The organism is Mesorhizobium sp. M0862 (assembly GCF_040319795.1).
GTDB lineage: Bacteria > Pseudomonadota > Alphaproteobacteria > Rhizobiales > Rhizobiaceae > Mesorhizobium.
This window is the reverse complement of record NZ_JAMYOJ010000020.1, coordinates 1-13,387: the sequence shown is the minus strand read 5'-3', so window position 1 is coordinate 13,387 and position 13,387 is coordinate 1. Positions and strand designations below refer to the sequence as shown.

At 61.7% G+C, this 13,387-nt stretch carries 10 protein-coding genes and 1 tRNA gene; 8 read left to right on the top strand and 3 right to left on the bottom strand.

Annotated elements, in window-relative coordinates:
• Both NKI15_RS24930 and NKI15_RS24925 read left to right on the top strand, forming a co-directional pair.
• Entirely contained in the window at positions 1-747 is a 747-nt protein-coding gene (locus NKI15_RS24930; protein WP_352515013.1) for an aspartate/glutamate racemase family protein, read from the top strand.
• A 5-nt stretch (positions 748-752) separates the two neighbouring features.
• Positions 753-1,589, top strand: a complete 837-nt coding sequence (locus tag NKI15_RS24925; protein WP_352515032.1) for a GNAT family N-acetyltransferase — start codon at positions 753-755, stop codon at positions 1,587-1,589.
• A gap of 98 nt (positions 1,590-1,687) precedes the next feature.
• On the opposite strand, the gene NKI15_RS24920 is transcribed toward NKI15_RS24925, so the two are convergent.
• Positions 1,688-3,913: a GumC family protein gene (locus NKI15_RS24920; RefSeq protein ID WP_352515012.1), complete on the bottom strand. Its 2,226-nt coding sequence runs from the start codon at positions 3,911-3,913 to the stop codon at positions 1,688-1,690.
• A 266-nt stretch (positions 3,914-4,179) separates the two neighbouring features.
• Between NKI15_RS24920 and NKI15_RS24915 the strand changes: the two genes are divergently transcribed.
• The 4 genes from NKI15_RS24915 to NKI15_RS24900 all read left to right on the top strand — a co-directional run bounded on the left by NKI15_RS24915 (position 4,180) and on the right by NKI15_RS24900 (position 8,765).
• Complete coding sequence (locus NKI15_RS24915; protein ID WP_023682330.1) at positions 4,180-4,743, top strand: polysaccharide biosynthesis/export family protein; 564 nt, start codon at positions 4,180-4,182, stop codon at positions 4,741-4,743.
• Between the two features lie 7 nt (positions 4,744-4,750).
• Positions 4,751-5,881, top strand: coding sequence for a glycosyltransferase (locus NKI15_RS24910; RefSeq protein ID WP_023705050.1), 1,131 nt, complete (start codon positions 4,751-4,753; stop codon positions 5,879-5,881).
• An 86-nt stretch (positions 5,882-5,967) separates the two neighbouring features.
• On the top strand, positions 5,968-7,503 hold the full coding sequence (locus NKI15_RS24905; RefSeq protein ID WP_352887288.1) for an undecaprenyl-phosphate glucose phosphotransferase: 1,536 nt from the start codon (positions 5,968-5,970) through the stop codon (positions 7,501-7,503).
• Positions 7,500-8,765 carry an O-antigen ligase family protein gene (locus NKI15_RS24900; RefSeq protein ID WP_023705051.1) on the top strand — a complete coding sequence of 422 codons (1,266 nt, stop codon included), beginning with the start codon at positions 7,500-7,502 and terminating at the stop codon, positions 8,763-8,765. Before NKI15_RS24905 ends, NKI15_RS24900 begins: the two co-directional genes overlap by 4 nt.
• Positions 8,766-8,828: 63 nt before the next feature.
• On the opposite strand, the gene NKI15_RS24895 is transcribed toward NKI15_RS24900, so the two are convergent.
• On the bottom strand, positions 8,829-9,812 hold the full coding sequence (locus NKI15_RS24895) for a glycosyltransferase family 8 protein (protein WP_023705052.1): 984 nt from the start codon (positions 9,810-9,812) through the stop codon (positions 8,829-8,831).
• A 48-nt stretch (positions 9,813-9,860) separates the two neighbouring features.
• The gene (locus tag NKI15_RS24890) at positions 9,861-10,829 is read right to left on the bottom strand and encodes a glycosyltransferase family 8 protein (RefSeq protein WP_084013644.1); all 969 of its coding nucleotides are present in this window, start codon (positions 10,827-10,829) and stop codon (positions 9,861-9,863) included.
• A gap of 170 nt (positions 10,830-10,999) precedes the next feature.
• Here NKI15_RS24890 and NKI15_RS24885 point away from each other — a divergent pair.
• Both NKI15_RS24885 and NKI15_RS24880 read left to right on the top strand, forming a co-directional pair.
• A tRNA-Pro gene (locus NKI15_RS24885) sits at positions 11,000-11,076 on the top strand.
• Positions 11,077-11,525: 449 nt separating this feature from the next.
• Positions 11,526-13,187, top strand: coding sequence for an AAA family ATPase (locus NKI15_RS24880; protein ID WP_023748827.1), 1,662 nt, complete (start codon positions 11,526-11,528; stop codon positions 13,185-13,187).
• Positions 13,188-13,387 lie beyond the last annotated feature (200 nt).

The following is a 13,387-nucleotide window of genomic DNA, read 5'->3' as shown; positions in this document are numbered from 1 at the left end:
GTGCAGATACTGGTGGTGAATCCCAACACGACGGCGAGCATGACCGAGACGATCGCGGCGGCGGCGCGCGCCGTTGCCGGCGCCGGGACCGAGGTGATCGCGGTCACCTCCTCGATGGGCCCGGCCTCGATCGAGGGCTATTATGACGAGGCATTGGCCGTGCCCGGCCTTTTGATGGAGATCGCCGCCGGCGAACGTGCCGGGGCGCAGGCCGCCATCATCGCCTGCTTCGACGATACCGGCCTGGATGCGGCACGCGTCATGGCCTCCATTCCGGTCATCGGCATCTGCGAGGCCGCACTCGGTGTCGCCTCCTACATTGCCCAGCGCTTCACAGTGGTGACGACCACCGAACGCTCGCTTGTCCCTGTCGAGGGGCTGGTGCAGCGCTGCGGCATGGCCGGGCGTGCCCGCGTGCGCGCCGCCGACATTCCCGTACTCTCGCTTGAAGACGCTGCTTCCGGCGCTGTCGAGAAACTGCGCGCCGAGATCGCCCGCGCCATAGCGGAAGACCGCGCCGAGGCCATCGTGCTCGGCTGCGCCGGCATGGCCGACCTGGCACACCGGTTGCAGCAAGAATTCGACCTGCCCGTCATCGACGGCGTCGGCGCCGCCCTCAAACAGGCCGAGGCGCTGATCGCATTGGGCCTGTCGACCTCGAAGCGCGGCGCCTATGCCAGTCCGCTGGCCAAGCCCTATCGCGGCGTGCTGAAATCCTTCTCGCCGGGGGTGGTCGCCGCGGAGTGAACGCTATGAAGCCTACCGTCCGCGCATTGTCTCCGCCGGAACTGACCGTTCTCATCGACTGGGCGGCGGCTGAAGGCTGGAACCCTGGCCTAGATGATGCCGCCGCGTTCCGGCCAACCGATCCTGAAGGGTTCATCGGCGCTTTTGTCGACAACGAGATGACCGCCGCCATCTCGGCTGTCGCCTATGGCAGCAACTTCGGTTTCATCGGTCTCTACATCTGCCGACCAGACATGCGCGGCCAAGGCCATGGCAAAGCAGTCTGGAATGCGGGCATGGCCAGGCTGGCCGGCCGAACGGTCGGCCTCGACGGCGTCGCCGCGCAGCTGGCGAATTATCGCCGCACGGGATTCAGCTCGGCGTACGAAACCATCCGCTTCAGCGGCCGTATCGCGACCCCGCCCGTCCGAAGCGAAGGGGTGCGCATGATAACCACGCAACTCGTGCCCGACATCATCGCCTATGACGCCCGCTGTTTCCCCGCGCCTCGACGAGCCTTCCTGCACCGCTGGGCGCAGCCGCCGCATTGCGGGTTCGCCGCGATCAGTTCACTCGGCACCATAGGCTACGCCGTGGCTCGTCCCTGCCGTTCGGGTTACAAGATCGGCCCGCTGTTTGCCGACGACACCGAGACGGCGATGCAGCTCATGGGCAGTCTGGCTGCCGCATGCGAAGGTGGCGACCTGCATATCGACGTTCCTGCCGAAAATTTCGATTTCACCACGGCGCTTTCAGCAATTGGTTTCAGGCCGACCTTCACCACCACGCGCATGTACAAGGGCCCGCCTCCGAAGGTCGACTCGCGCCGAATATTTGGCGTGACGACCCTGGAGTTGGGGTAGATCCCGGCGCCGACTGACAGGCTTGGTTTTTCGGGAGCCGGCGGGCGATGGACGAGCCGATCCGTAGTAGCGCCGCCTAAGTCGAATTGTCTGATGTCTCAGGCGGCGCTACGTCGTCCCGGCACGGGGTTACCCGGCGTCTCGTGGCCGATCGGCGTCACCAGAGTGAGGTCGGGATAGCCGCTTTCGATCAGCTCGACGGCGGCCTGCGCCACCTCATCGTCCGCCTGCAGCATGGACATGAAGACCTCAGTGCTGTCGCCGACCAGTCGGCTGATGCCTTGCGCATCGGCCGGTCCGCATTCGACAATGACCAGATCATAGGCGGTGGTCAGCGACTGCATGATGATCGGCAGCCGGTCGGCGGCGCGCATGGCGCGAACCGGATCGGCGGTGCCGACGGGAACGACATGGCAGTCGGAATAGAGGTCAGCGTGAATGACGTCGCTGAACTGCGCTTCCGAAGCCAGCAGATTGGTGATGCCGGGGAAAAGTCCGCTGTCCAGCATCGGCCGCGAGGCGGCACCTGACGCCGTGAGATCGAGCAGCAGCACACGCAGGCCAGCGTCGGAGACTTCGCGCGCTACCAGCACTGCCGATGCAGCCGCCTCATCGCCTTCGGGCGACACGAAGATGGCGCGCGCAGCACCGCTGGCGATCAGCTTTTCCGCCGCCTTCTCGACATCGATCTCGCCAAGGCTGGAGCGTACCCGCTCGGGTTCGGATTGCGGTTCTGGATCGGCAGCCGCTGCTCCTTCCAGCACTGAAGGAGCCGGCTCCTGCTCCGGCTCGGGCGCCAGTTCAGACTCCATGGCCGTCCGCCGATCGACCACCTCCTCGGCCACGACTGCGGCCGGTTCCGGGTCGACGACCGGCGCCGACATTGCCGGCATCGCAACCTGTTCGATGCGGTCCAAGCGGGCGCCGGGCGCCGGGCGCATGGCGCGGCCGGAAAACAGCTCCTGCAGAAGCGTGATGACCGACATCAGCAGCAGCGAGCCGACGAAGGCAGCGCCGACGATCGGGACGAGTTTGGGGAAATAGGGCTCCGATGGCACGCGCGCCTCGGAAAACACGCTGGCATCGACCGGCAGATAGTTTTTGCGCGAGGACACTTCGCGAAAGCTCGCCATGTAGGATTCGAGCTGCTGGCGCCGGACGTTCGCCTCACGCTGCAGCGCATCCAGCTGGACCTGCTCCTCGCCGGCGCGCGACGACGCCGCTTTCAGCTTGTTGACGTCCGATATCAGCTGGTTTTCGCGCGCCTGGGCGGTCTGCGCCTGCGTCAGCAACGCGCGCATGATTTTTTGCGCTTCGTTGCGGATCTGGCCGTCGAGATCGGCAAGCTGCGACCTCATCGCCCGCAGGCGGGGATGGTTGTCGAGCAAGGTGGTGGAAAGATCGGCGATGTTGGTCCTGAGCTCGATCTGACGCTCACGCAGCCGCTGGATCAGATCGGAAGAGAGCACCTCCGGCACGGCGTCGAGCGAGCTGCCATTTTGCAAAGCCTGGCGCACCCGGTCGGCCGTTGCCTCGGCCGAAGCGCGGCTGGCGCGCACACGCGACAGTTCGGTCGATAGCTCGGACAATTGCTGTGTCGCCAGCACCGAATTGTTGCCGCCCATCAACAGGTCCGACTGGGCGGAACGGAAGGCCGCGACCTTGGCCTCTGCATCCCTGACCTGCTTCTGCAACTCGTCGATCTCCGGCCCGAGGAAGGCTGTCGCGGCCGCGTTCGACGTGGTCTTGGCATCCGCCTGATAGGCCATGTAGGCCTTGGCGATGGCATTCGGAATATCGGCGGCAAGCTGGCGGTCTTCCGAGGAAAATTCGACGGCGATGGCACGCGTCTTCTCCACTCCATAGACGTTTAGCTTGTCGCGCATTTTAGTCAGCACGCGCTCTTCGAGCGGAATCTCTGCCGGATCACTTTTCAGTCCGGCAATGACAAGAAGTCGGGCTACCGGCGACATGCCGAGCGCATCGTTGAACTCGGGCTTGTCGCCCAGGTTCAGATTGCCAGCCACCTTATTGAGAATGTCGGACGAGGAAATGACCTGAACCTCGGTTGCTACACCTTCCGCATCGAGCACAGGTTTGTCGTCTTCATTGGTGCCGGCAGGCCGCGTATAGGCCGATTCGCTCAACTGGATTTTCAGCTGCGTCGTGGCCTTATAGTGCGGCGTCGCAAGCCAGGCGAACGCGAAGGCGAGACCAGTGACGAGAAGCGTGACCACTAGGATGCGCAGCCAGTTCCTCGCAAGGCTGGCGAAGAGCTGTCTCAGGTCGACATCGACATCTGCGGCCACGGACTGGTCGGACATGCATTCCTGCTCCGGAACATGAGTCTAGAAAGTACCGTAAACAACTATGGTAACTCAGGCGTTAAGATGGCGGTAAGCAGCCGTTAGAGTTTGCTGACGTCAGGCAAACAAAGGGCAGCAAAACTATACGGCTTTTTGTCGATTGCCGCCAAATCGGCCGCGTCCCTTTACCGGCCATTAACCCTAACAGGATGATAACAAACCCAGATCCTTAAGGTTTGCCGCCGTGTCCTGGCGGCCATAGCGACGAAGGTGTGTGTCCGATCATGAAAAGCGCTGCTGGTCTGTTTCGCGCTCTGCTGGCCGTGTCGATCCTCGCCGGCTGCTCCAGCTACCGGCCGACGCCGGCGGCCTTCCACGAGGTACTCGACCAGCCCTATCGGCTCGGCGCCGGCGACCGTGTCCGCGTCACCGTGTTCGAACAGGACGGTCTGACCAACACCTACAGTGTCGATCAGTCCGGCTACATGTCCTTCCCGCTGGTGGGCGCGGTGCCGGCGCGCGGCCACACGGCCCAGCAGCTGGAAAAAGCGCTCGCCGACAAACTGCGCCAAGGCTATCTGCGCGACCCCGACGTGTCGGTCGAGATCGATCGCTACCGGCCGATCTTCGTCATGGGCGAAGTGGGCGCCGCCGGCCAGTATTCCTACGTGCCGGGCCTCACCGTGCAGAAGGCCATCGCGATTGCCGGCGGTTTCTCGCCGCGCGCCAACCAGGAAAGCGTCGACATCACCCGCGACATCAACGGCAAGGTGATGACAGGCCGGGTGGTTACCTCCGATCCGCTGCTGCCGGGCGACACGGTCTACGTTCGCGAACGCCTGTTCTGACATCAACGTGGCGGACCAGCTCAGGATCGTCCACTGCTTTCGCTCACCCGTCGGCGGGATCTTCCGGCATGTGCGCGACCTGACGGAGGCCCAGCTCGCCGCCGGACATGTTGTCGGCATCGTCTGCGATTCGACCACCGGCGGCGAATACGAGGAACGCCTGTTCGACCAGATGAAGGACAGCCTGGCGCTCGGCATCCATCGCACGCCGATGCAGCGCCATGTCGGGCCGGGCGACTTCGCCTCGGCCTGGCGCACTTACAGGATCATCAAGGAATTGCAGCCGGACGTGTTGCACGGACATGGCGCCAAAGGTGGCGCCTATGCCCGTCTGTTCGGCTCATTGTTGCGGGTATCTAGGTCTCGCGTAGCCCGCCTCTATTCGCCGCATGGCGGCTCCCTCCACTATGATGAAACGACGACGACCGGGAAGCTGTTCTTCGCGCTCGAGCGCTTCATGGCGCGCTTCACCGACTGCCTGCTGTTCGTCTCCGACTATGAGCGGCGCACCTATCGCAAGAAGGTCGGCGAACCGCCTATCCCGAACACGCTGGTCTATAACGGCCTGCGCGCCGCCGAGTTCGAACCGGTGGTCGCACAGCCCGACGCAGCCGACCTGCTCTACATCGGCATGATGCGCGACCTCAAAGGACCTGACATTTTCATCGACGCGCTGGTGCTGGCCGGGTCCCAGCTTGAGCGCCGCTTGACCGCGGTCATGGTCGGCGATGGCGACGACCTGCCGCGCTACCATGCGCAGGTGAAACGGCTGGGGCTCGAAAAACAGGTCCGCTTCTTGCCGCCTATGCCAGCCAGGGAGGCCTTTGCACTGGCCGACCTCGTGGTTGTGCCGTCGCGCGCGGAAGCCATGCCCTATATCGTGCTGGAGACGCTGGCCGCAGGCAGGCCGATGATCGCCACGGCCGTCGGCGGCATTCCCGAAATCTTCGGTGAGGGATCCCCTGCCCTGATCCGTCCCGATCCGCGCCAACTCGGCGACAAGGTGGGTGAAGCGCTGCGCGATCTCGACGCATACCGGCGCGTCATGCCTGACACCGCCAGGCTCAGGGCGCGATTCGGCGCCGATGTGATGGCCGCCGAAATCGAAAAGGCCTATTTCGCCGCGCTCAACAGGTAGACGACCGTCCAAAACCACAAGTTGTTCTCAAGGTTTTTTTAGCTCTCTTTCTGCTATCGTCATGGCGGAACCTTGTGGGAAACCCGATGAACGAGACCGACCCCACGCGCCGCTTTTCGGCCGATGCGGTGCGCAAATTCGGCAGTCCTGCCGAGAGCCCCACGCCCGGCGGCATGAACAGTGTTGCCCGCCAGGTCGCCTCGCAATACCGGCGCGATACGATGTCGCCGGTCATGGTCAGCGGCGTACTGCGCATCGTCGAATTCGGCTTGCTGTTCCTGTCGGGGCTCGCGCTCTACTTCCATTTTGTCGGCTTCTTCAACTATCTCGCCTGGCAATATCCGCTGACCATTGCCGCGGCGTCATTCGTGGCCGTGGTGCTGCTCGACGTCAGCGATTGCTACCAGATCTCCGCCTTGATGCGACCGATCTCCAATCTCGGTCGCGTGCTGATGGTCTGGGCCGGCACCTTCGCGCTGATGGCGCTGACGGCCTTCATCATGAAAATGTCGGAGGATTATTCGCGTCTGCTGTTCGGCACCTGGTTTGTCGTCGGCCTGCTTCTGCTGTTCGGCCTCAGGCTGGTGATGTCGAAGCTGATCCGGCGCTGGGCGCGCAACGGCCGCATGGAACGCCGCGCCGTCATCGTCGGCGGCGGCAAGGCGGCCGAGATGCTGATCCGCTCGGTCGAGAAGCAGCCAGACAACGACATCCGCATCTGCGGCATCTTCGATGACCGCGGCGACAAGCGCTCGCCGCCGATCGTGGCCGGCTATCCCAAGCTCGGCACCATTTCGGAGCTGATGGAATTCGCCCGCATCGCGCGCATCGACATGCTGATCGTGTCGCTGCCGCTGACTGCCGAAACGCGCGTGCTGCAACTGCTGAAGAAGCTCTGGGTGCTGCCGGTCGACATCCGGCTCGCGGCGCATTCGAACGCTTTGCAGTTTCGCCCGCGCGCCTATTCCTACATCGGCTCGGTGCCGATGCTCGACATCTTCGACAGGCCGATCAACGACTGGGATTCGGTCGCCAAGCGCGCCTTCGACATCGTCTTCTCGCTGATCGGCATCATCCTGTTTTCACCGGTGATGCTGGCGACTGCCATCGCCATCAAGCTCGACAGCAAGGGTCCGGTGCTGTTCAAGCAGAAGCGGCACGGCTTCAACAACGAGATCGTCGAAGTCTACAAATTCCGCTCCATGTATACCGATCGCTCGGACCCGACCGCCAAGCAGACGGTGACCAAGAACGATCCGCGCGTCACCCGCGTCGGCCGCTTCATCCGCAAGAGCTCGATCGACGAGCTGCCGCAGTTCTTCAACTCGCTGTTCGGCACGCTGTCGCTGGTTGGCCCGCGCCCGCATGCGATTGCCGCGCAGTCGCACAACCTTCTCTACAACGAGGTGGTCGACGGCTATTTCGCCCGCCACAAGGTCAAGCCCGGCGTCACCGGCTGGGCGCAGATCAATGGCTGGCGCGGCGAGATGGACAGCAATGAGAAGATCCGCATGCGCACGGAATACGACCTCTATTACATCGAGAACTGGTCGATGCTGTTCGATCTGCGCATCCTGCTCATGACGCCGCTGCGGCTGCTCAACACGGAAAACGCCTATTGAGCGCGATTTCCCATGATTTGTCGCAGGCTGCGGTCAACAAGTTGCCGCCCTCGGCGGTCAATGCCAAGCTGATCGCGCTGATATCGTCGGGCGCGGTGTTTTTCGGCGTCTTCCTGTCAGGCTTCGTCATCGACGAGCCGGCGCCTTACGATCTTTTCATGGTCGGGCTGATCCCGGTGTGGGGGCTGTTTGGACTGCGCATATCGCGTGCCGCCGCGCCGCTGCTCGTGCTGCTGATCACGATGAACATCGGCGGCATGATTGCCATGACGCAGATGGCCGATCTCGCCAACACACCGCTCTATCTCGCCGTGTCGCTTTTTCTCGCTTTCACCGCGGTGTTCTTCTCGTCGGTGACTGCGGTGCAGCCCGGCCTCTACCGGCTGATCTTCATCGCCTATGTCGTCTCCGCGGTGGTGACCTCGCTGCTCGGCATTGCCGGCTATTTCCACGCTTTCCCGGGCGCTGAAATCTTCACCAGATACGACCGCGCCCAGGGCGCCTTCCAGGATCCGAACGTGTTCGGGCCGTTCCTGGTGCTGCCCGGCATCTATCTGCTCTATCTCCTGTTGACCGGCTCGATCGCGCGCATGCCGCTTCTGGCGGTGCCGCTGCTGATCATCACCGCCGGCATTTTCTTCTCCTTCTCGCGCGGCGCCTGGGGCATGTTCGCCGTCTCGGCCATCCTGCTCACCGGCGCCCTGTTCCTGCAAAGCAACAGCGGCAAGTTCCGGCTGCGCGTCATCATCATGAGCATTGCCGCCGTCACCCTGCTGGTGGTCGCCATGGTCGTCATCCTGCAGCTGCCCGGCGTCGGCGAGATGTTTTCCAGCCGCGCCCAGCTCGAACAGAGCTACGACACGGCGCGCCTTGGCCGCTTTGCCCGCTACACGATCGGCTTCGAGATGGCGCTCGAACATCCGCTCGGCATCGGCCCGCTGGTGTTCGGCACCATTTTCGGCGAAGACACGCACGACATCTGGCTGAAGACGCTGATGGATTATGGCTGGCTCGGCTTCGTCTCGTTTCTGTCGCTGACGCTGTGGACGATCGCGGCCGGCTTCCGCATCCTTTTGCGCGACCGGCCGTGGCAGCCCTATCTGCTCTGCGCCTACGTCGCTTTCATCGGCAATATCGGGCTCGGCACATTCATCGATATCGACCACTGGCGCCATGTCTACCTGCTGCTCGGCCTGATCTGGGGCGCGATCGCGCTGGAATACAGGCATCAGCGCGGGTTGCGGGCGGTGGCGGCAAGCTAAACCGACGGGAACGCCGCCGAGTTCGGATGACCCCGCCCTGCTGACGGATTGTCGGGATTTCCTCTATCTCGCGATGCCGGCAACCCGCTCGGGGTATTGCACTGCCAGCATCGATTTGTCGGCGTGATCGGCGAAGATAGCGCTGACCTTTTCGGCGTCGAACCGCGCCCGTCGCTTGCGCTTCTCGTCGTTGAGCAAAATCCCGCTGATGGCGTCGAACTTGCGGCCGAGGTTTTTCAGTATGCCTCTCTTGATCGGCCAGCTGCTGCTGAAACGGCCGGCCCAGGGAGTGCCTTTCGCCAGATCGCGATAGATCGCCATGGCGTCGACCTCGACACCGATCGGCGGACGGTCCCAGGGCTTGCCCCAGGCGAAGTGGCGGGCGTAGCAGCGGCTGAAAGGGATCTGGCTGGTGTAGTTGGTCATCACGTTCCAGAACGGGTGCATCGTCTGCCACCTGCCCTCGAAAGCCACGTTCAACGCACCTTGATCCATCCCGTAAGCCTGCTCGGAGGCCAACTGCCGGGTACGCTCCAGAAGCCCCTCCTGCCTGACCAGCGGCATGTTGAACACCAGCACGCCGGCATTGAACTTCGGCGCCCCTGGCTGCATCGGCAAATGCTGTCGATACTTTACGTCGAAATAGGTCTGCTCGTCGTGTGCGGCCAGCAGCGGAGCGTTGAGCGGGGTGTTGCAGAGATCTGCTATCGATCGGTTGAAAAGCACATCGGCGTCTGAATAGGCGATGCGGTCGTATGGCTCGAATTGAGGCAATTGATCGGCGAACAGCCTGATGTAGGTCGCAAGCGTGGGATGCGTTCCACGATTGAAGTTCGTCGCCTCCATGAACTTCGTTACGTCGATGATGCCGATCCTCCCCTCGAGCAAACGCTCACCGGCAGACCGGTCGTCACTGGGAATGACGCCGGTGTGCAAAATAAAGCCGTCGACGGCGCCGGACAAATCCAACACACGGCGCGCCGCCAAGCAGGTGTACGGAAAATACCTTTGATCGGCGGCGAAAAAGAAGCATGGCTTTTGCGACACAGTCTAATTCTCCTGCCCTGCGCCTTACGGATCAAAGTCGCGAATATCTCAAGCGAAACCGCCGAGTATTTCAGGAAACTGCACGGCCATCGCACCGGCAAGGGCATGCTCGGCATAAATCCTATGCACCTTGCTTCCATCATACCTTGCCCGCCGCCGATACCGATCCTTGGCAGGCAACATCCCCATGATGCCGTCGAATCTGCGAGCGAATCGCCTCATGACGCCTCGCTCGAAGGGAATGCGCTGCCGGAAGGGCTGGAGCCAAGGCGTATCCCTTGCCAGACCGCGCCAGACGGCAAGCGCCTCAAGTTCCACGTCGACCTGGCTCCCCCACGGCTTGCCGCCGGCGAAATGCCGGGCATAGGCTTGGGCGAACCGAAATTCCTTCGTATCGTTGGACATCAAATTCCAGTTCGGATGCATCGTCTGCCACTTGCCCTCGAAGACGATGTTCAGCGCGTTCTGATCGTTCATCTGCCCGGCAACGGCGACATCTCTGGCGCGGTGCAAAAGTCCCTGTTCACGCACCAGCGGCATGTTGAAGACGATGATACCGGCATTGAAGTAAGGCGCTCCCGGCTGCATCGACAATTTGTGCCGGTAGCCTGGGCGGAAGTACATATAATCGTCATGGGCGGCCAACAATGGGGCATGAAGTGTCTGGCCCACCAGGTCACCTATATCCCGATTGAAGAGGACATCACAATCAACATGGGCGATGCGGTCATAGTCCGCGAACTGAGGCAGTTGGTCGGCGAAAAGCCGAACAAAAGTGCCGACATTGCTTGGCCGGAAAGTATGACCGGCCTGCGCAAACAACGCCGATACGTCCATTATGCGAAGGCGATTCTTCAGCAGGCGTTCAGCAACACGCATATCGGCATCGCGTGCGCCGAAATGCAGGATGAAGCCTGGCGTTGCGTCTCCCGAAACGTCCAGAATTCTGCGCGCCGCCAAGCATGCATATGGGAAATAGTTGGCGTCGGCCGCTAGAAAAAAACAGGAATTTGCCACGCGCAGTCCTTCTTATCGGTATTGGGCGAGCCATACCGTCTCGGTATTGGGCGAGCCATACCGTCTTGGCGTTGCGCCGACAAGGCCGGATGCCTCGCGATTTTTCCGGTCCAACGCGCCGTTTTAGCGCTTGCACCATAACCCTTGAAAATATATGGCTTTGCGCGGTCCGGAGTGTAGCGCAGCCCGGTAGCGCACTTGACTGGGGGTCAAGGGGTCGTCGGTTCGAATCCGGCCACTCCGACCATTAATTCCTTGATATCCCTAGTTTTTATTGAAGGCGCCCTGCGGCGCCTTTTTCTATTTTCGGAACGAAAGGCGCTCAAAACGCCCGTTTCGGAACCTGGAGTCCCGAAAAAGTCCCGAACTAACCGCGCGAATGTTCGCCATCCGTGCCCGTCGGTGATTCTGGAATTCGCCTACCAATCCCCTCGAAGGAACCCGAAATGCGTATCCTTTCTATTGTGCCCGCCAGTGATCCTGGCGATAGGCGCTTTCCGTGCGTCGCCAAATTCGACGCAGAGATAACTGCAGAGATCCGGATGTACGGGCTGCGGCTCCTAAGATCCCCTACTGGCAAACACCTCTCCTACTCGCCTTCGTCCGGCGGGAAGAGGTGTGCGACGTTCTCACCGAACCTCGCAGAAGCGATTACGGCTGCAGCGATTGCGGCCCTTCACGGAGGCCGTGCAGCCAATGACGAATCCTAACGCCCATGAAATGATGCCCTTCGAACTGCCTGCCGGCTTCGGCGATGGCTTTGTGGCTGCTGTGGAATTTGTCGGAGTAGATGAGCGTGAACACGCGCTCGATTGCCTGTCAGACTATGCCGACATCCTGTTCGGCGACATCGTCCTGGTACCGTTCAAAGATGGCGAGCCGGACTGGGCAAACACGACACGCGACACCATCGAAAAGTTCGCCGGCCATTGGTCTGAGATTGGGCCGGAAGACGTTCCGCGCCTCGGCATTCTGACGGATGGCTTCGCTCGATTTTTGGACGATGTTGAAGGCGTGTCCGTGGTAACACTTTGGCGCGAAGGCACCCCGATCATCCGACAGATCGAAGGCAAACCGTGCGGAGCGGCCCTCGACATCATCATGGACGCAATCGTTGATGACGAGCCGCTTACGGTGCGACCGACGGATGCGACTGGAAAAGGTCGGCAGGAGCAAGACGACGACACATATCCTAAGCCGATCAAGGCGAGCCCATTTTTGCTCGGCGACCCTTCGGCTATCCCGCCTCGCCAGTGGCTGTTCGGAAGCCATTACATCCGCAAATACCTGACGTCGACTGTTGGCGCTGGCGGCGGTGGCAAGTCTGCACATGCCGTATCGGAAGCTCTGGCCATGGCCACGGGCAGGCCGCTGCTCGGCCCGGACGGCCCCTTAGGAAGGAAGCTCGGCGTTTGGTATATCAATGTGGAGGATCCGCGCGACGAAATCGAACGCCGCTTCGCAGCTGCAGCCTTGCATTTCGGAATCACCAACGAGCAGATTGACGGACGGCTGTTCACTGATTCCGGGCGAGACCATGAGTTCGTGATTATGCGCCAGGCCGGAAAGGACTTTAAGGTTTGCGCACCGCTGGTCAACGCAATGGTCGCCGAGATCAAAGCCAATGCGATCGACGTAGTAATAGTGGATCCTTTTGTCTCAACGCATGAGGTTCCTGAGAATGACAACAGCGCCATTCAGCGAGTGGCAAAGGCATGGCAGCTTGTAGCTGAGCGCGGCGATTGTTGCGTCGAGGTAATCCACCACGTCGTAAAGGGCGCGGAGGAAATAACGGCAGATTCCGGCCGCGGGGGCGGTGCGCTCAAGGACAAGGCCCGTTCAGTCCGAACGATCAACGGTATGACGCAGGCGGAGGCCACTAAGGCGGGTGTCGAGGATCGACGCGAGTACTTCCGTATCGACCTCGGCAAGGTGAACATGACCAAATCGATGCGAAGCCAATGGCGTCGCTTCGAGTCCGTTGGCCTGGGCAACGGCGGTACGTTTAGCCAAGGCGATAGCGTCGGCGTAGTCGTGCCGTGGTGCTGGCCTTCCGCGGACACCATAGCAGAAAAGGCGGAGGCGGCCCGCGTCGCACTGGTTGCGGACGTTCCTGCCGACATGCTCGCCGGTATCAAGGTGAGGTTGCACTCCAGCCATTACAAGGAATCGCCTCAGGCTGGGAATTGGGCTGGCAAGTTGGTGGCTGAGATTTTTAGTCTCGATGCGAAGGCTGATCGAGAGCAGATCAAGGCCATGCTGGCCGCTTGGATCGATGCTGGCGAGTTGGAAATCGTTGATATCATGGACGCCTACCGCCACCTAAAACCGCACATAAAGCCGGCTGCGGCACCTTAGAAATGCGGTGCCGCAAAGGGGTGCCGCAAGTGACGCAAACACTGCGGCGCGGCACCTATACCCCTTGTGGGGATAGTGCCGCACGCTGCTGCGTGAAGAAAAATAGGGTTGTGTGCGTCAAGTTCTGCAAAATGGGCGATCATGAAACTGGTCATGCGGCTTGGCGTAGAGCGAGCTTCTTGTGCTCGCGCAGATCATCC

Bases quoted from the DNA above. Each gene is read 5' to 3' on its own strand.
- NKI15_RS24925 (WP_352515032.1), top strand. From the start codon at position 753: ATGAAGCCTACCGTCCGCGCATTGTCTCCGCCGGAACTGACCGTTCTC.
- NKI15_RS24920 (WP_352515012.1), bottom strand. From the start codon at position 3,913: ATGTCCGACCAGTCCGTGGCCGCAGATGTCGATGTCGACCTGAGACAG.
- NKI15_RS24880 (WP_023748827.1), top strand. From the start codon at position 11,526: ATGACGAATCCTAACGCCCATGAAATGATGCCCTTCGAACTGCCTGCC.
- NKI15_RS24905 (WP_352887288.1), top strand. From the start codon at position 5,968: ATGAACGAGACCGACCCCACGCGCCGCTTTTCGGCCGATGCGGTGCGC.
- NKI15_RS24915 (WP_023682330.1), top strand. From the start codon at position 4,180: ATGAAAAGCGCTGCTGGTCTGTTTCGCGCTCTGCTGGCCGTGTCGATC.